The organism is Citrobacter sp. RHB36-C18 (assembly GCF_013814485.1).
Classification (GTDB): Bacteria; Pseudomonadota; Gammaproteobacteria; order Enterobacterales; family Enterobacteriaceae; genus Citrobacter; species Citrobacter braakii.
In genome coordinates this window covers 4,523,177-4,540,207 of record NZ_CP057125.1, presented here as the reverse complement: position 1 = coordinate 4,540,207, position 17,031 = coordinate 4,523,177, and the positions used below count along the sequence as shown (strand labels likewise).

At 53.8% G+C, this 17,031-nt stretch carries 17 protein-coding genes and 1 riboswitch; of the genes, 8 read left to right on the top strand and 9 right to left on the bottom strand.

Annotated elements, in window-relative coordinates:
- Positions 1-22: 22 nt before the first annotated feature.
- Positions 23-4,246, top strand: a complete 4,224-nt coding sequence (gene rpoC, locus HVZ52_RS21500) for a DNA-directed RNA polymerase subunit beta' (RefSeq protein ID WP_181598678.1) — start codon at positions 23-25, stop codon at positions 4,244-4,246.
- Positions 4,247-4,377: 131 nt separating this feature from the next.
- Here the strand turns inward: rpoC and HVZ52_RS21495 are convergent, their stop codons facing one another.
- Positions 4,378-4,695, bottom strand: a complete 318-nt coding sequence (locus HVZ52_RS21495) for a PTS lactose/cellobiose transporter subunit IIA (protein WP_016155302.1) — start codon at positions 4,693-4,695, stop codon at positions 4,378-4,380.
- A 4-nt stretch (positions 4,696-4,699) separates the two neighbouring features.
- Positions 4,700-5,005, bottom strand: a complete 306-nt coding sequence (locus HVZ52_RS21490; RefSeq protein ID WP_181598677.1) for a PTS sugar transporter subunit IIB — start codon at positions 5,003-5,005, stop codon at positions 4,700-4,702.
- Positions 5,006-6,094: 1,089 nt separating this feature from the next.
- On the opposite strand from HVZ52_RS21490, the gene HVZ52_RS21485 reads away from it, so the two are divergent.
- Positions 6,095-6,307, top strand: a complete 213-nt coding sequence (locus HVZ52_RS21485; protein ID WP_016155304.1) for an RNA chaperone/antiterminator CspA — start codon at positions 6,095-6,097, stop codon at positions 6,305-6,307.
- A 120-nt stretch (positions 6,308-6,427) separates the two neighbouring features.
- Here the strand turns inward: HVZ52_RS21485 and thiH are convergent, their stop codons facing one another.
- From thiH to HVZ52_RS21450, 7 genes are all read right to left on the bottom strand, one after another.
- The gene (gene thiH / locus HVZ52_RS21480; RefSeq protein WP_016157943.1) at positions 6,428-7,561 is read right to left on the bottom strand and encodes a 2-iminoacetate synthase ThiH; all 1,134 of its coding nucleotides are present in this window, start codon (positions 7,559-7,561) and stop codon (positions 6,428-6,430) included.
- Positions 7,558-8,328 carry a thiazole synthase gene (gene thiG / locus HVZ52_RS21475; protein ID WP_016157944.1) on the bottom strand — a complete coding sequence of 257 codons (771 nt, stop codon included), beginning with the start codon at positions 8,326-8,328 and terminating at the stop codon, positions 7,558-7,560. The genes thiH and thiG overlap by 4 nt, the downstream gene beginning before the upstream one ends.
- Position 8,329: 1 nt before the next feature.
- Positions 8,330-8,530, bottom strand: coding sequence for a sulfur carrier protein ThiS (gene thiS / locus HVZ52_RS21470; RefSeq protein ID WP_016155307.1), 201 nt, complete (start codon positions 8,528-8,530; stop codon positions 8,330-8,332).
- Positions 8,511-9,269, bottom strand: coding sequence for a HesA/MoeB/ThiF family protein (locus HVZ52_RS21465; protein ID WP_103928819.1), 759 nt, complete (start codon positions 9,267-9,269; stop codon positions 8,511-8,513). Before HVZ52_RS21465 ends, thiS begins: the two co-directional genes overlap by 20 nt.
- Complete coding sequence (gene thiE / locus HVZ52_RS21460) at positions 9,262-9,897, bottom strand: thiamine phosphate synthase (protein ID WP_131347369.1); 636 nt, start codon at positions 9,895-9,897, stop codon at positions 9,262-9,264. The genes HVZ52_RS21465 and thiE overlap by 8 nt, the downstream gene beginning before the upstream one ends.
- Complete coding sequence (thiC, locus tag HVZ52_RS21455) at positions 9,897-11,795, bottom strand: phosphomethylpyrimidine synthase ThiC (protein ID WP_181598676.1); 1,899 nt, start codon at positions 11,793-11,795, stop codon at positions 9,897-9,899. The genes thiE and thiC overlap by 1 nt, the downstream gene beginning before the upstream one ends.
- Positions 11,796-11,878: 83 nt before the next feature.
- A riboswitch (TPP riboswitch) is annotated at positions 11,879-12,001 on the bottom strand.
- A 49-nt stretch (positions 12,002-12,050) separates the two neighbouring features.
- Positions 12,051-12,539, bottom strand: coding sequence for an Rsd/AlgQ family anti-sigma factor (locus HVZ52_RS21450; RefSeq protein ID WP_016155311.1), 489 nt, complete (start codon positions 12,537-12,539; stop codon positions 12,051-12,053).
- 96 nt (positions 12,540-12,635) lie between these two features.
- On the opposite strand from HVZ52_RS21450, the gene nudC reads away from it, so the two are divergent.
- The 6 genes from nudC (at position 12,636) to HVZ52_RS21420 (ending at position 16,994) form a co-directional block, all read left to right on the top strand.
- The gene (gene nudC, locus HVZ52_RS21445) at positions 12,636-13,409 is read left to right on the top strand and encodes an NAD(+) diphosphatase (RefSeq protein WP_016155312.1); all 774 of its coding nucleotides are present in this window, start codon (positions 12,636-12,638) and stop codon (positions 13,407-13,409) included.
- 43 nt (positions 13,410-13,452) lie between these two features.
- Positions 13,453-14,517: a uroporphyrinogen decarboxylase gene (gene hemE, locus HVZ52_RS21440; RefSeq protein WP_016155313.1), complete on the top strand. Its 1,065-nt coding sequence runs from the start codon at positions 13,453-13,455 to the stop codon at positions 14,515-14,517.
- A gap of 9 nt (positions 14,518-14,526) precedes the next feature.
- The gene (gene nfi, locus HVZ52_RS21435; RefSeq protein ID WP_181598675.1) at positions 14,527-15,207 is read left to right on the top strand and encodes a deoxyribonuclease V; all 681 of its coding nucleotides are present in this window, start codon (positions 14,527-14,529) and stop codon (positions 15,205-15,207) included.
- A 33-nt stretch (positions 15,208-15,240) separates the two neighbouring features.
- Positions 15,241-15,831 carry a YjaG family protein gene (locus HVZ52_RS21430; protein ID WP_003842015.1) on the top strand — a complete coding sequence of 197 codons (591 nt, stop codon included), beginning with the start codon at positions 15,241-15,243 and terminating at the stop codon, positions 15,829-15,831.
- 186 nt (positions 15,832-16,017) lie between these two features.
- Positions 16,018-16,290 (top strand): nucleoid-associated protein HU-alpha, encoded by a 273-nt coding sequence (gene hupA, locus HVZ52_RS21425; protein WP_001044509.1) that lies wholly within the window; start codon positions 16,018-16,020, stop codon positions 16,288-16,290.
- Positions 16,291-16,301: 11 nt separating this feature from the next.
- Positions 16,302-16,994 (top strand): DUF1481 domain-containing protein, encoded by a 693-nt coding sequence (locus HVZ52_RS21420; protein ID WP_047359007.1) that lies wholly within the window; start codon positions 16,302-16,304, stop codon positions 16,992-16,994.
- Positions 16,995-17,031 lie beyond the last annotated feature (37 nt).

Here is a 17,031-nt window from a genome sequence, read left to right as displayed (position 1 = left end):
TAACTCCGACGGGAGCAAATCCGTGAAAGATTTATTAAAGTTTCTGAAAGCGCAGACTAAAACCGAAGAGTTTGATGCGATCAAAATTGCTCTGGCCTCGCCAGACATGATCCGTTCATGGTCTTTCGGTGAAGTTAAGAAGCCGGAAACCATCAACTACCGTACGTTCAAACCTGAACGTGACGGCCTTTTCTGCGCCCGTATCTTTGGGCCGGTAAAAGACTATGAGTGCCTGTGCGGTAAGTACAAGCGCCTGAAACACCGTGGTGTGATCTGTGAGAAGTGCGGCGTTGAAGTGACCCAGACTAAAGTACGCCGTGAGCGTATGGGCCACATCGAGCTGGCCTCTCCGACCGCTCACATCTGGTTCCTGAAATCTCTGCCGTCCCGTATCGGTCTGCTGCTCGATATGCCGCTGCGCGATATCGAACGCGTACTGTACTTCGAATCTTATGTGGTTATCGAAGGCGGTATGACTAACCTGGAACGTCAACAGATCCTGACTGAAGAGCAGTATCTGGACGCGCTGGAAGAGTTCGGTGACGAATTCGACGCGAAGATGGGTGCGGAAGCAATCCAGGCCCTGCTGAAGAGCATGGATCTGGAGCAAGAGTGCGAAACTCTGCGCGAAGAGCTGAACGAAACCAACTCCGAAACCAAGCGTAAGAAGCTGACCAAACGTATCAAACTGCTGGAAGCATTCGTACAGTCTGGCAACAAGCCAGAGTGGATGATCCTGACCGTTCTGCCGGTTCTGCCGCCAGATCTGCGTCCGCTGGTTCCGCTGGATGGTGGTCGTTTCGCAACATCAGATCTGAACGATCTGTACCGTCGCGTGATCAACCGTAACAACCGTCTGAAACGTCTGCTGGATCTGGCTGCGCCGGACATCATCGTACGTAACGAAAAACGTATGCTGCAGGAAGCGGTTGACGCCCTGCTGGATAACGGTCGTCGTGGTCGTGCGATCACCGGTTCTAACAAACGTCCTCTGAAATCTTTGGCCGATATGATCAAAGGTAAACAGGGTCGTTTCCGTCAGAACCTGCTCGGTAAGCGTGTTGACTACTCCGGTCGTTCTGTAATCACCGTAGGTCCATACCTGCGTCTGCATCAGTGCGGTCTGCCGAAGAAAATGGCACTGGAACTGTTCAAACCGTTCATTTACGGCAAGCTGGAATTGCGTGGCCTGGCCACCACCATCAAAGCCGCTAAGAAAATGGTTGAACGTGAAGAAGCTGTCGTTTGGGATATCCTGGACGAAGTTATCCGCGAACACCCGGTACTGCTGAACCGTGCACCAACCCTGCACCGTCTGGGTATCCAGGCATTTGAACCGGTACTGATCGAAGGTAAAGCTATCCAGCTGCACCCACTGGTTTGTGCGGCATATAACGCCGACTTCGATGGTGACCAGATGGCTGTTCACGTACCGCTGACGCTGGAAGCCCAGCTCGAAGCGCGTGCGCTGATGATGTCTACCAACAACATCCTGTCTCCGGCGAACGGCGAACCTATCATCGTTCCGTCTCAGGACGTTGTATTGGGTCTGTACTACATGACCCGTGACTGTGTTAACGCCAAAGGCGAAGGCATGGTGCTGACTGGCCCGAAAGAAGCTGAGCGTATCTATCGCGCAGGTCTGGCCTCTCTGCATGCGCGTGTTAAAGTGCGTATCACTGAATACGAAAAAGATGAAAACGGCGAATTCGTTGCGCACACCAGCCTGAAAGACACGACCGTTGGTCGCGCCATTCTGTGGATGATCGTACCGAAAGGTCTGCCTTTCTCCATCGTCAACCAGGCGCTGGGCAAGAAAGCAATCTCCAAAATGCTGAACACCTGTTACCGCATTCTGGGCCTGAAGCCGACCGTTATCTTCGCTGACCAGACAATGTACACCGGCTTTGCTTATGCAGCGCGTTCAGGTGCATCTGTTGGTATTGATGACATGGTTATCCCAGAGAAGAAACACGAGATCATCTCTGAAGCGGAAGCTGAAGTTGCTGAGATCCAGGAGCAGTTCCAGTCTGGTCTGGTAACCGCGGGCGAACGCTATAACAAAGTTATCGATATCTGGGCTGCGGCGAACGATCGTGTATCCAAAGCGATGATGGATAACCTGCAAACCGAAACCGTGATTAACCGTGACGGCGTAGAAGAGCAGCAGGTTTCCTTCAACAGCATCTACATGATGGCCGACTCCGGTGCGCGTGGTTCTGCAGCACAGATTCGTCAGCTGGCCGGTATGCGTGGTCTGATGGCTAAGCCAGATGGCTCCATCATCGAAACGCCAATCACCGCGAACTTCCGTGAAGGTCTGAACGTACTCCAGTACTTCATCTCTACTCACGGTGCTCGTAAAGGTCTGGCGGATACCGCACTGAAAACAGCGAACTCCGGTTATCTGACTCGTCGTCTGGTTGACGTTGCGCAGGACTTGGTTGTTACTGAAGACGATTGCGGCACGCTTGAAGGCATCACCATGACCCCGGTTATCGAGGGTGGTGACGTTAAAGAACCGCTGCGCGATCGCGTTCTGGGTCGTGTGACTGCTGAAGACGTTCTGAAGCCGGGTACGGCGGATATTCTGGTTCCACGCAACACGCTGCTGCACGAACAGTGGTGTGACCTGCTGGAAGAGAACTCCGTTGACTCCGTCAAAGTCCGTTCCGTTGTATCCTGTGACACCGACTTTGGTGTATGTGCGCACTGCTACGGTCGTGACCTGGCGCGTGGCCACATCATCAATAAAGGTGAAGCAATCGGCGTTATCGCGGCGCAGTCCATCGGTGAACCGGGTACACAGCTGACGATGCGTACGTTCCACATCGGTGGTGCGGCATCTCGTGCGGCTGCTGAATCCAGCATCCAGGTGAAAAACAAAGGTAGCATCCGTCTGAGCAATGCGAAGTCGGTTGTTAACTCCAGCGGTAAACTGGTTATCACCTCACGTAACACCGAACTGAAACTGATCGACGAATTTGGCCGTACCAAAGAAAGCTATAAAGTGCCTTACGGCTCCGTTATGGCGAAAGGTGATGGCGAACAGGTTGCTGGCGGCGAAACCGTAGCGAACTGGGATCCGCACACCATGCCGGTTATCACCGAAGTGAGTGGTTTCGTCCGCTTCACTGACATGATCGACGGCCAGACCATTACTCGTCAGACCGACGAGCTGACCGGTCTGTCTTCTCTGGTGGTTCTGGATTCTGCAGAACGTACTGCGGGTGGTAAAGACCTGCGTCCGGCACTGAAAATTGTTGATGCTCAGGGCAACGACGTTCTGATCCCAGGCACCGATATGCCTGCTCAGTACTTCCTGCCGGGTAAAGCGATTGTTCAGCTGGAAGATGGCGTACAGATCAGTTCTGGTGACACCCTAGCGCGTGTACCGCAGGAATCCGGCGGTACCAAGGATATCACCGGTGGTCTGCCGCGCGTTGCGGACCTGTTCGAAGCACGTCGTCCGAAAGAGCCGGCAATCCTGGCTGAAATCAGCGGCATCATTTCCTTCGGTAAAGAAACCAAAGGTAAACGTCGTCTGGTTATCACCCCGGTAGACGGTAGCGAGCCGTACGAAGAGATGATTCCGAAATGGCGTCAGCTCAACGTGTTCGAAGGTGAACGTGTAGAACGTGGTGACGTTGTTTCCGACGGTCCGGAAGCGCCGCACGACATCCTGCGTCTGCGTGGTGTGCATGCTGTAACTCGTTATATCGTTAACGAAGTTCAGGACGTATACCGTCTGCAGGGCGTTAAGATTAACGATAAGCACATCGAAGTTATCGTTCGTCAGATGCTGCGTAAAGCCACCATCGAAAGCGCTGGTAGCTCCGACTTCCTGGAAGGCGAGCAGGTTGAATACTCCCGCGTCAAGATTGCTAACCGCGATCTGGAAGCGAACGGCAAAGTGGGTGCAACATTCTCCCGCGATCTGCTGGGTATCACCAAAGCGTCTCTGGCGACCGAGTCCTTCATCTCTGCAGCATCGTTCCAGGAAACCACGCGTGTCCTGACCGAAGCCGCTGTTGCAGGTAAACGTGATGAACTGCGCGGTCTGAAAGAGAACGTTATCGTGGGTCGTCTGATCCCGGCGGGTACCGGTTATGCGTACCACCAGGATCGTATGCGCCGCCGCGCAGCGGGCGAACTGCCAGTTGCTCCGCAGGTGACTGCTGAAGATGCGTCTGCCAGCCTGGCAGAACTGCTGAACGCAGGCCTGGGTGGTTCTGACAACGATTAATCGTTGCTGACGCTAATAAAAAACCCGCTTCGGCGGGTTTTTTTATGTCGATGGATTTAAGATGTATTATGTTGGCCGGATAAGGCATCAGCTGCCATCCGGCATGATGACGCCAGGCTTACGCCTTCCGATCAGTTTACTGGTGGTAAGCGTCGATACAGTTCAATCATATCGCCTGCCAGATCCTGAATCACCATGGCATTCATCAGGTGGTCCTGCGAATGGACGGTGATGAGATTAACCGGTAGTTTGCCGGTACCTTCGTCAATTCCGATCAGTTGGGTCTGGATTTTATGCGCTTGTTTAACATACTCGCGAGATTCCATCATCGCGTGTTCTGCCCCGGCGAAATCACCTTTACGCGCCAGTTGCAACGCCGTCAGGGCTTGACTGCGCGCAGCTCCGGCGTTTACCAATAATTCCATGATGATCGTTTCTAACTCTTCCATGCCATCACTCCAGTAGTTTCAGCGCTTTGTCCAGTACCGCATCGCCTTTCATCATGCCGTAATCCATCATATCGATAACGGCGACTTTTTTTCCTAGCGGGTCGGCGAGCGCCTGCAGCTTGGCCTGTTCATACTTAACCTGTGGGCCGAGCAATATGATATCCGCAGTGGCGATATTCTCTTCAAACTCAGCCACCGGGACCGCTTTGATAGTGACGTCGACACCTTTTTTCTGGGCGGCATCTTTCATCTTTTGCACCAGCATGCTGGTGGACATTCCGGCGGCACAGCATAAAACGATGTTTTTCATAAGCAGTCTCGATCAACATGTGTGGGTTGATAATTATCGCGAGCCAGCCGCAGCAACAACTGCTTTGCAACGATTGTGTGCAAGGCATCACAAAGAAAGTCACTTTTTCTGAAACCGGTTACAAAAAGAGGTTCAACCCTACGATCTGGCCCTGATTTGGCGATTGTTGACCCATTTATCATATGCAGGAATATATAATCACTGTTAATAAAGACATGTTATAAAAAACAGTATTGACAGCGTTTTTTAAACCCGTATGTTAATACTTAACAGCGGAGAAATTGTAGTTTGCTGTTAACGTAGTAAGCGTTAGTAGAGCTTGATTGGGGTTGCGATAAAGGCCACGAAGTATTTTTGTATGGGATAGTCGATGCTGAAAACGCTATTTATTCACCTCGGCAATGCTTTCAGGCCACGTAGTTGATATATCTAATCGCAAATAGTTAGTAAAACGCGACGATGTAACGCCATGATTTAATAGTAAATGTTTGCGGTTTCTGTTTTCTGGTTATCGCAAGGGAAATAAGGCAACGCATCAAAGAGTATATGTCGCGAGGGGAAGTGTACTTGTTTAGGTCACCAGCCTTGAGTTCTATTATCAAGCGGGTGGAATGTGTTTAACGGTAAATAGAGGACGGTTTTAGTTAGTATCAATATCCAATATTATCTGTAGTAAACGTGTACATTTTAAAGTAGTACCATCAGCAGTATTAAATCGTTAAGTTTATTAATGTTAAATTTGAAGTGTGTAGTAACTTAAAGCCCTGACTGCAATGGTCAGGGCTTTTGTTCATTTTAGATCACGTTGTTACCTGAAATGCTCAACCGCGATGGTGTAACATTTCGGCGCTAATCGATTATTAAATAAATTAATGCTTGCTTATTGATTAGAAGTAAGTCTACTATAGCGACATCGGTTTGATATACAGACCTTATGAAAGCAGTTTTAGTAAAGCAGTTCTCAGTTCAAGCGTTATCCTCAGATACTCTTCTTCATGAGCCTCCTCCCTAAGTGCCCCATAAGTTAATTTCTGCAAAACAGGCCATCTTCGCTGCTTAAGCGGCTCAAAAATATGAAAGGAAGTATCTATGTCTAACAAAATGACTGGTTTAGTAAAATGGTTTAACTCTGAGAAAGGCTTCGGCTTTATCACTCCTCAGGACGGTAGCAAGGACGTGTTTGTGCATTTCTCTGCTATCCAGAGTAACGATTTTAAAACATTAGACGAAGGTCAAAAAGTGGAGTTCTCTGTGGAGAATGGCGCTAAAGGCCCGTCTGCTGTTAATGTTGTCGCGCTGTAATCGCCGATAATTTCACTAATGCTTACGATAGCGATGAAGGCCAGAGCCTGAGCAGTTAAGTGACAGTGAAGAAAAAACCCGCGAAAGCGGGTTTTTTCGTTTTATGCGATTGCTCCGGACTTACGGCATCTGCGAAGCGCGTCCCAGATAGCTGTCCCAGTCCTTCCACACGGGCTGTAACCCCTGCGCCATTAGTGCTTCAGCAACGGCTTCTGGGCGACGGGCGTCGTGTGGGGAGAACTGTTCCAGTTCAGGATGGTTATCGGCATAACCGCCGGGCTGTGTTTTTGAGAAGGCGCTGACGTTGTTGATCGCCAGCGGGATCACATGATCACGGAACCATGGCGATTCGCGGGTGGAGAGCGACAGCTCAATTTCTGGCGCCAGTAAACGAAACGCGCAAATGGTTTGGACCAACTGTCGCTCGTCCATGATCGATGCGGGTTCAACGCCACCGGTGCATGGGCGCAGGCGAGGGAAGGAGATGGAGTAGCGGCTCTGCCAGTAATGCTGCTGCATCCACAGCAGATGTTCAGCCACCATATAGCAATCGACCCGCCAGCTGTCGGACAAACCAATCAACGCGCCAAGACCGATTTTGTCGATCCCTGCGCGGCCCAGCCTGTCTGGCGTTTCCAGTCGCCAGAAGAAATCCTGCTTTTTCCCCTTCAGATGGTGGCGAGCGTAAATCGCCTCATGATAGCTCTCCTGATACACCATCACGCCATCCAGTCCCAGCGTCTTCAGCTCCGCATATTCAGCCTCTGACAGCGGCTGAACTTCCATCTGCAATGAGGCAAACTGGCGGCGAATGGTGGGCAAATGGCGACGAAAGTAATCCATTCCGACTTTTGCCTGATGTTCACCGGTGACCAACAACAGATGCTCAAAACCCAGCTCACGGATAGCGGTACACTCTCGTTTTATCTCATCTTCGTCCAGCGTTTTGCGTTTGATACGGTTGCTCATGGAAAAGCCGCAGTAGGTGCAGTCGTTGGCGCAAAGATTCGAGAGATACAGCGGAACATAAAAGCTGACCGTGTTGCCGAAGCGCTGCCGGGTCAGGCGCTGCGCTCGCTGTGCCAACGGCTCCAGAAAGTCGGCGGCGGCAGGGGAGAGCAACGCCATCAGATCGTCGCGACTAAGCTGTGAAGCGTTGAGGGCGTGCTCCACGTCAGCGGCGGTTTTACCGTTGATACGCAGGCGGATGTCATCCCAGTCAAGCTGGCGCCAGCGGTCGCTGAACGTTTTCATACGAAGGCCTCCAGGAATCCGGTTAACGGGCTGGTGGCGCTTGCCTGCGAACTTTTGCTTCCTGGTACCGCCTGGCGCGCCAGAAGGCCCGCTTCAACCGCCAGACGGAAGGCGGTAGCCATCGTGACCGGGCAGTCGGCCACGGCGATTGCCGTGTTGACCAGCACTGCGTCGGCACCCATTTCCAGCGCCTGTGTGGCGTGGCTGGGGACGCCGATACCCGCATCAACCACCACCGGTACGGTTGCCTGTTGGATAATAATCTCCAGCATCGCTTTCGTTTCCAGTCCCTGATTAGAACCGATGGGCGCGCCGAGCGGCATTACCGCCGCGCAGCCGACCTCTTCCAGCCGCTTACACAGCACCGGATCCGCGCCGCAGTAGGGCAGCACCACAAAGCCCTGTTTCACCAATGCTTCCGCGGCTTTTAACGTTTCAATCGGATCCGGCAATAGCCAGCGGGCGTCCGGGTGGATTTCTAATTTTAGCCAGTTTGTGCCCAGCGCTTCACGTGCCAGCTGGGCGGCGAAAATAGCCTCTTCCGCGGTTTTCGCCCCAGAGGTGTTAGGCAGTAGCGTCACCCCCGCGTCGATAAGTGGGGCTAGAATGGCATCGTTGTGCTGGCGCAAATCCACGCGCTTCATCGCCAGCGTCACCAGTTGGCTGCCGGAGGCGCGAATCGCCTCGACCATCAGTTGCGACGAAGCAAATTTTCCGGTGCCGGTGAACAGATGTGAATCAAACGTTTTGTCGGCAATACGTAACATATCAACCCCCTGCAATAACCTGAAAAAGCAGGATCTGGTCGCCTTCCTGCACGATTTGCTGCTCCCACTGCTCGCGCGGCAGGATCTGCTGATTGAGCGCCAGCGCCGCTCCCGGTTTAAGTTGATTTAGCGCAGTGAGCAGCCCGCTGACGGTTTGTCCCTCGGCGCACTGCATCGGCTCATCATTGAACTGAATCTGCATGTTGTCCTCCGCAGACCGGGCAGCCGCTGGCACGACGCAGCGCGAGGCTGCGCCACTGGCTGGTTTTACCGTCGAACAGGCGTAGCTCCCCACTGGGAGTTTCAATGCCGCTGAGTAATTTAATCGCCTCCAGCGCCTGCAAGGTGCCCATCACGCCCACAACCGGGCCGACGATGCCGGCGGTGCGGCAGTTGCGTTCCGGCTCTACATCATCCGGCCACAGGCAACGGTAACAGCCTTGTTCCCACGGTGGCGTCAGTACCATTAGCTGGCCGCCAAAGCCCACAGCGCTGGCGGTGATGAGCGGAGTGTTGAGCATCACGCAGGCGGCGTTAATTTCCTGGCGCGTCGCCATGTTGTCGGTACAGTCGAGCACCACGTCGGCACGCGCTACCGCATGCCGGAGCGCCTCACCGGTCAGCCGCTGCTCAAGGACGACCAGCTCGCTGTCCGGATTAAGGCGTGCCAGATGTCGCTTTGCCGCCTGTGCTTTCGGCCGGGCGATATCATCGGTGGTGAACAATATTTGCCGCTGCAGGTTGCTCAGATGAACGTCATCATCGTCCGCCAACGTCAGCGTGCCGACGCCCGCTCCCGCCAGATACAGTGCCGCAGGCGAGCCGAGCCCACCTAAGCCGACGATCAGCACATGGCTATCGAGCAGCTTTTGTTGGCCCTCAATGGCAATGTCGCCGAGCAGGATCTGGCGGCTGTAGCGCATAAAATCGCGGTCATTCATCGCCGACTCCCGCAATGTCCAGTAGCTGCGCCGTGGCTGCCTGCCAGTCTGCGGCGTGGGTTATGGCGCTGACCACGGCAATGCTGCCAACGCCGGTCGCCAGCACCGCTGGGGCGCGCTCAAGGCTGATGCCGCCGATAGCGACAGTGGGGTAATCCGCCAGTCGTTTACTATGGCTTGCCAGCTGCGTGAGACCCTGCGGGGCCGACGGCATCTGCTTGGTTTGCGTCGGGAAGACATGGCCCAGCGCGATATAAGAAGGCTTAGCAGCCAGCGCTACGTCTATCTCCATATCATCGTGAGTGGAAACACCCAGGCGTAGCCCCGCCGCCTGAATCGCCTTCAGGTCGGTGGTTTCGAGGTCTTCCTGGCCCAGATGCACGCCGTACGCGTTGTGCTTAATTGCCAGGCTCCAGTAGTCGTTGATAAACAGGCGAGCATCATAGCGACGCCCCAACTCTATGGCGGCAATGACGTCGGTTTCGACCTCTTCATCACGTTTATCTTTAATGCGCAGTTGGATCGTGCGCACACCTGCCTGCAGCAAGCGTTCAATCCATTCAACGCTGTCTACCACCGGGTACAGCCCGAGGCGGAACGGCACGGTCGGGAAATCAGGCTGGTACATCACGCCTCCTCTTTTTTGAGGTAGATTTCGCCGCCTTTGGCGCGGAAGTTCTCCGACATATCCGCCATTCCGATTTCAATGGTTTGTGCGGCGGCGTAGTCGCGGACCTCCTGGCTGATTTTCATCGAGCAGAACTTCGGCCCGCACATGGAGCAGAAGTGGGCAACCTTGCCGGACTCCTGTGGCAGGGTTTCATCGTGATAGGCGCGGGCGGTGAATGGGTCGAGTGCGAGGTTAAACTGGTCTTCCCAGCGGAATTCGAAGCGCGCTTTCGACATGGCGTTATCGCGGATCTGCGCACCCGGATGGCCTTTGGCTAAATCAGCGGCATGGGCGGCAATCTTGTAGGTAATCAGCCCTTGCTTCACGTCTTCTTTGTTCGGCAGGCCAAGGTGCTCTTTTGGCGTGACGTAGCACAGCATTGCACAGCCAAACCAGCCGATCATCGCCGCACCAATGCCGGAGGTGAAGTGGTCATAGCCCGGCGCGATATCTGTCGTCAACGGCCCTAAGGTGTAGAACGGCGCTTCATGGCAGTGCTCCAGCTCTTCGGTCATGTTGCGCTGGATCATATGCATCGGCACATGACCCGGGCCTTCAATCATCACCTGCACGTCGTATTCCCAGGCGATTTTGGTCAGTTCGCCCAGCGTATGCAGCTCGGAGAACTGCGCCTCGTCGTTGGCATCCTGAATCGAGCCTGGACGCAGGCCGTCGCCGAGAGAGAGCGAAACGTCATAGGCGGCACAGATTTCGCAAATCTCGCGGAAATGTTCAAACAGGAAGTTCTCTTTGTGATGAGAGAGACACCATTTCGCCATGATCGAACCGCCGCGCGAGACAATACCTGTCAGGCGTTTGGCGGTCATCGGCACGTAGCGCAGCAGTACACCCGCGTGAATGGTGAAGTAGTCGACGCCCTGTTCGGCTTGTTCGAGCAGCGTGTCGCGGAAGGCTTCCCAGGTGAGATCTTCGGCGATCCCGTTAACCTTCTCCAGCGCCTGGTAGATCGGTACGGTACCGATCGGCACCGGGCTGTTACGCAGGATCCACTCGCGGGTTTCGTGAATATAGCGGCCGGTAGAGAGGTCCATCACCGTATCTGCGCCCCAGCGGGTTGACCACACCAGCTTCTCCACCTCTTCTTCAATGGAGGAGGTTACCGCCGAGTTACCGATGTTGGCGTTCACCTTCACCAGGAAGTTGCGGCCGATGATCATCGGCTCGGATTCCGGGTGGTTGATGTTGGCAGGAATAATCGCGCGGCCCGCAGCGACTTCATCACGCACGAATTCCGGGGTGATGTTTTCCGGCAGGCGAGCGCCAAAGTTCATCCCTGGATGCTGATGGCGCAGCACTTCACTACGAATGCGCTCGCGGCCCATGTTTTCACGGATAGCGATAAATTCCATCTCCGGGGTAACCATCCCCTGACGGGCATAGTGCAACTGGGTAACGCGCTTGCCGGCTTTGGCGCGTTTTGGCGTCAGTAGGCCGCTGAAACGCAGCTCGTCCAGGCCATCGTCGGCCAGACGTTCTTTGGTATAAGCGGAGCTACGGTCGTCTAATTCTTCGCTATCGTTACGCGCCGCAATCCACGGCTGGCGCAGTTTCGCCAGACCCTGCTGAACGTTAATCGTCACATCAGGATCGCCGTACGGCCCGGAGGTGTCGTACACCGGCACGGCTTCGTTCTCTTCAAACTGCGGGTTGTCTTTCGTACCACCAATCAGCGTAGGACTTAGCTGGATTTCGCGCATCGGGATGCGAATATCCGCCTGCGAACCGGTGATGTAGATACGTTTTGAGTTAGGAAAGGCGGTACCTTCCAGCGTGTCGATAAAGTGTTGGGCTTGGGCGCGCTGTTCGCGGCGTGATGGTTTAGTAGTGGCAGACATAGCTCATTCCAAATAAAAGTAAGGATATGGCTTGCCAGACGACGGATGAAGCAAGAGAGACGAACGCCAAAGGGCGATACGGTTGTAGATTGACTCTTGTTCCCTTCGCAGGTTTTAACCTGATCAGGTTCCGCGGATCCCGAATTAACGGTCTCAGCCTTTTCCACTCATGCTGCTGTGGAAAATAAGCACTCCGACAAGAAGTAACCTCAAAAAGAGGTAATGAATGTAAATTACGCGTTAATGTCGCAAATCTCAAGCAGGACGTTTGATCATGCCACTCTCGTGCATCGCATCAAAAACCAGCATGATCAGCTTATCTTCCAGCACGAACCGGGCTTCCAGCGCCTCGCCGATATCCGATAAGGCCTGTTGAAATTCAAGGAAGTTATCGTGATCAATGGCGGTCTCCAGACTGGAATCATAGTAGTCCATGATCAGTTGCGTATTGGCTTCCAGGAGCGGCCAAATTTTTGTGGCTTTTAAAAGCTGCCCGTTCCCTTCCAATTTATGGAGAATACGTTCATAAATACTGAAGTGTCCGGTGGAAAGGTAATCGACCAGGCTCTGGCAAAAATCATCCAGCGCCTTTTCATTGAGCCGCATGTACGATTCTTTGCCAGGCTTAATGCCAACCAGATTGTAGTAAGCCACGAGCAGGTGCTTACGTACATGTAGCCAGCGATCAACCAGTTTGTTACTTCCTCCGACGTGCTCCGTCAGGCTTTCCAGCTGGTTTAGCATGATTGACTCCGCAAGATGGTGTTTAGGAACGGCTCACCCGTAAATGTAAAAATAATGTAAACAACATGCCTGTGAAGCAAAGGTTGCGCAAGAGATATGGATCGTATAATTGAAAAATTAGATAGCGGCTGGTGGATTGTCAGTCATGAGCAAAAGTTATGGTTGCCTCATGGCGAACTGCCTTACGGCGACGCAGCAAGTTTTGATCTGACCGGGCAGCGTGCACTTCCTATAGGCGAATGGGAAGGGGAGACGGTCTGGCTGGTGCAGCAGCAGCGTCGGCACGATATGGGGTCTGTGCGCCAGGTCATTGACCAGGATGTTGGCCTGTTTCAACTGGCCGGACGCGGCGTACAACTGGCTGAGTTCTACCGCTCACATAAATTCTGCGGTTACTGCGGTCATCCCATGCACCCGAGTAAAACGGAATGGGCGATGCTGTGTAGCCACTGTCGAGAACGCTACTACCCGCAAATTGCCCCCTGCATTATCGTCGCTATTCGCCGTGACGACGCTATCCTGCTTGCCCAACATGTTCGCCATCGTAACGGCGTGCATACCGTGCTGGCGGGTTTTGTCGAAGTGGGCGAGACCCTCGAGCAGGCGGTGGCGCGCGAAGTCATGGAAGAGAGCGGCATTAAGGTGAAAAACCTGCGCTACGTCACTTCTCAGCCGTGGCCGTTCCCACAGTCTTTGATGACCGCATTTATGGCAGAGTATGATAGCGGCGAAATTGTTATTGACCCGAAGGAACTGCTGGAAGCGAACTGGTATCGCTACGACGATTTACCGCTCCTGCCCCCGCCGGGCACCGTCGCGCGTCGATTGATTGAAGATACTGTCGCCCTCTGTCGGGCAGAGTATGAGTGACACACATGTTACACTGGCGTGAAATAGCTCAAGGAATGGAAAAATGACCGAACTGAAGAACGATCGTTATCTGCGTGCGCTGCTGCGCCAGCCCGTTGATGTCACTCCGGTATGGATGATGCGCCAGGCGGGCCGCTATCTACCGGAATATAAAGCCACGCGCGCCGAAGCGGGCGATTTTATGGCGCTGTGCAAAAATGCCGAGCTGGCCTGCGAAGTCACGCTGCAGCCGCTGCGTCGCTATAAGCTTGATGCGGCGATCCTCTTTTCGGATATCCTGACGATTCCCGATGCGATGGGACTTGGGCTGTATTTTGAAGCCGGAGAGGGCCCACGCTTTACCTCACCGATCGCCAGCAAGGCTGACGTCGACAAACTGCCGATCCCGGACCCGGAAGATGGACTGGGTTATGTGATGAATGCGGTGCGCACTATCCGCCGTGAACTGAAAGGCGAAGTGCCGCTGATCGGCTTCTCCGGTAGCCCGTGGACACTGGCGACCTATATGGTCGAAGGCGGCAGTAGTAAGGCCTTCACCGTGATTAAAAAGATGATGTACGCCGATCCAAAGGCGCTGCATCTGCTGCTTGATAAGCTGGCGAAGAGCGTCACTCTGTACCTGAACGCGCAGATCAAAGCGGGCGCGCAGTCGGTAATGATTTTCGACACCTGGGGCGGTGTGCTGACCGGTCGCGACTATCAGCAGTTCTCCCTGTACTACATGCACAAAATCGTCGACGGCCTGATGCGCGAGAACGAAGGTCGTCGCGTACCGGTGACGCTGTTCACTAAAGGCGGTGGTCAGTGGCTGGAAGCGATGGCGGAAACCGGCTGTGATGCGTTAGGTCTGGACTGGACCACTGACATTGCCGATGCGCGTCGTCGTGTAGGTCATAAAGTGGCACTGCAGGGCAATATGGATCCGTCCATGCTGTATGCGCCGCCAGCCCGCATCGAAGAAGAGGTGGCGACGATTCTGGCCGGTTTTGGTCAGGGTGAAGGCCATGTCTTTAACCTGGGCCACGGCATTCATCAGGATGTCCCGCCAGAGCATGCGGGTGTCTTCGTGGAGGCGGTACATCGGTTGTCTGAACAGTATCACCGCTAAGGAGTCATTATGGATCTTGCGTCATTACGCGCACAGCAGCTTGAACTGGCCTCTTCAGTGATCCGCGAGGATCGCCTGAGGAGCGATCCGCCGGATCTGATCGGCGGGGCGGACGTTGGGTTCGAGCAGGGGGGCGAAGTGACGCGAGCCGCGGTGGTCTTACTGAAGTACCCCTCGCTGGAACTGGTTGAATACAAGGTGGCGCGAATCGCCACCACCATGCCCTACATTCCTGGCTTTCTCTCCTTTCGCGAAACACCCGCGCTGATGGCCGCCTGGCAGCAGCTTTCGCACAAGCCTGATCTGCTGTTCGTTGACGGTCATGGGATTTCTCACCCTCGCCGTCTGGGCGTGGCCAGCCATTTTGGCCTGCTGGTGGATGTCCCGACGATTGGCGTGGCGAAAAAACGGTTGTGCGGCAAGTTTGAGCCGCTCGCCGCCGAACCCGGAGCGTTAGCGCCGTTGTTGGATAAAGGCGAACAGCTGGCATGGGTTTGGCGCAGCAAAGCACGCTGTAACCCGCTGTTTATCTCTACGGGTCATCGCGTGAACCAGGACAGCGCGTTAGCGTGGGTACAACGCTGTATGAACGGCTATCGTCTGCCGGAACCAACACGCTGGGCAGATGCGGTGGCATCCGAACGCCCTGCTTTTACGCGGCTTGCAGCAAAAACGCCCCATATCGGGTAAACTGCCGCTAATTTCCGTATTTGAGAACTCATCATGTTACAAAATCCGATTCACCTGCGTCTGGAGAAGCTGGAAAGCTGGCAGCACGTCACGTTTATGGCCTGTCTGTGCGAACGCATGTACCCCAACTACGCCATGTTCTGTAAGCAAACCGAATTTGGCGATGGACAAATTTACCGCCGAATTCTGGATTTGATTTGGGAAGCGCTGACGGTTAAAGACGCGAAAATCAATTTCGATAGCCAGTTGGAAAAATTTGAAGAGGCTATTCCTTCAGCAGACGATTACGATTTGTACGGCGTTTATCCGGCGATTGATGCCTGTGTGGCATTAAGCGAACTGATGCATTCGCGTCTTAGCGGTGAAACGCTGGAACATGCAATTGAGGTTAGTAAGGCTTCGATTACGACGGTTGCGATGCTGGAAATGACCCAGGCTGGTCGCGAAATGACCGATGAAGAGCTCAAAGAGAACCCGGCCGTTGAGCAAGAATGGGATATTCAGTGGGAAATTTTCCGACTTTTAGCCGACTGTGAAGAACGCGATATTGAGCTGATAAAAGGGCTTCGTGCAGACCTGCGCGAGGCTGGCGAGAGCAATATTGGTATAAATTTTCAGCAATGACACCATAAAACGTGATTTAACGCCTGATTTGTCGTGCCTGAAGGCTTCCCATCCGCCCCCGGTCTGGTCTACATTTGGGGGGCGAAAAAAAGTGGCTATCGGTGCGTGTATGCAGGAGAGTGCTTTTCTGGCATTTCCGTCGCACTCGATGCTTAGCAAGCGATAAACACATTGTAAGGATAACTTATGAACAAGACTCAACTGATTGATGTAATTGCAGACAAAGCAGAACTGTCTAAAACACAGGCTAAAGCTGCTCTGGAATCCACTCTGGCTGCTATTACTGAGTCTCTGAAAGAAGGCGATGCTGTACAACTGGTTGGTTTCGGTACCTTCAAAGTGAACCACCGTGCTGAGCGCACTGGCCGCAACCCGCAGACCGGTAAAGAAATCAAAATTGCCGCAGCTAACGTACCGGCATTTGTTTCTGGTAAAGCACTGAAAGACGCGGTTAAGTAATTCGCGTGGCAGTGAACAGTTTTATCGAAGGGGCGGTTTCGCCCCTTTTGTCTATCTGGCGTCATTCGCTTTGGCTTTCAGGTGTGCTGTTACTGTCTGCCTGTAGTCGCCACTCTGAGCTTCCTCCGTTCACGGCCAGCGGCTATGTTGGCGATCAGGGGGCGGTACGCATTTGGCGTAAAGATTCCAGCGACGATGTTCACTTGCTCTCGGTATTTAGTCCGTGGCGTAAAGGCGATACCACCACCAGTGAATACCGCTGGCAGGGTGATTCGCTCTCGCTGATAGAACTCAACACTTACAGTAAACCACCGGAACATGTCCGTATACGCTTCGATGACCGGGGCGAACTGAGTTTCATGCAGCGTGAAGTCGATGGGCAAAAGCAGCAGCTTTCCAGCGATCAAATTGCGCTTTACCGCTATCGTGCCGATCAAATCCGCCAGACCAGCGATGCGTTGCGTCAGGGACGGGTGATATTGCGTCAGGGACGCTGGCATGCGAATAACACAGTCACGACCTGTGAAGGTGAAACACTGAAGCCCGATCTGGAATCGTGGGCGATAAACCACATTGAGCGCCGCCAGAGCCATTCATCTGTAGAAGTGAGTGTAGCATGGCTGGAAGCGCCCGAAGGGTCGCAGCTACTGCTGGTCGCTAATGAAGATTTTTGTCACTGGCAGCCTACTGCCAAAACCTTCTGAAAACCTGATGCCAGGACATCGGGCCAGATAAGGTGAG

Excerpts from the sequence above, each read along its gene's own strand:
- HVZ52_RS21490 (WP_181598677.1), bottom strand. The coding sequence starts at position 5,005 with ATGAAAAACATCGTTTTATGCTGTGCCGCCGGAATGTCCACCAGCATG.
- thiC (WP_181598676.1), bottom strand. The coding sequence starts at position 11,795 with ATGTCTGCCACTACTAAACCATCACGCCGCGAACAGCGCGCCCAAGCC.
- thiS (WP_016155307.1), bottom strand. The coding sequence starts at position 8,530 with ATGCAGATTCAGTTCAATGATGAGCCGATGCAGTGCGCCGAGGGACAA.
- HVZ52_RS21430 (WP_003842015.1), top strand. The coding sequence starts at position 15,241 with ATGTTACAAAATCCGATTCACCTGCGTCTGGAGAAGCTGGAAAGCTGG.
- HVZ52_RS21485 (WP_016155304.1), top strand. The coding sequence starts at position 6,095 with ATGTCTAACAAAATGACTGGTTTAGTAAAATGGTTTAACTCTGAGAAA.
- hemE (WP_016155313.1), top strand. The coding sequence starts at position 13,453 with ATGACCGAACTGAAGAACGATCGTTATCTGCGTGCGCTGCTGCGCCAG.
- nfi (WP_181598675.1), top strand. The coding sequence starts at position 14,527 with ATGGATCTTGCGTCATTACGCGCACAGCAGCTTGAACTGGCCTCTTCA.
- HVZ52_RS21495 (WP_016155302.1), bottom strand. The coding sequence starts at position 4,695 with ATGGAAGAGTTAGAAACGATCATCATGGAATTATTGGTAAACGCCGGA.
- hupA (WP_001044509.1), top strand. The coding sequence starts at position 16,018 with ATGAACAAGACTCAACTGATTGATGTAATTGCAGACAAAGCAGAACTG.
- thiE (WP_131347369.1), bottom strand. The coding sequence starts at position 9,897 with ATGTACCAGCCTGATTTCCCGACCGTGCCGTTCCGCCTCGGGCTGTAC.
- HVZ52_RS21465 (WP_103928819.1), bottom strand. The coding sequence starts at position 9,269 with ATGAATGACCGCGATTTTATGCGCTACAGCCGCCAGATCCTGCTCGGC.
- HVZ52_RS21450 (WP_016155311.1), bottom strand. The coding sequence starts at position 12,539 with ATGCTAAACCAGCTGGAAAGCCTGACGGAGCACGTCGGAGGAAGTAAC.
- thiH (WP_016157943.1), bottom strand. The coding sequence starts at position 7,561 with ATGAAAACGTTCAGCGACCGCTGGCGCCAGCTTGACTGGGATGACATC.
- thiG (WP_016157944.1), bottom strand. The coding sequence starts at position 8,328 with ATGTTACGTATTGCCGACAAAACGTTTGATTCACATCTGTTCACCGGC.
- nudC (WP_016155312.1), top strand. The coding sequence starts at position 12,636 with ATGGATCGTATAATTGAAAAATTAGATAGCGGCTGGTGGATTGTCAGT.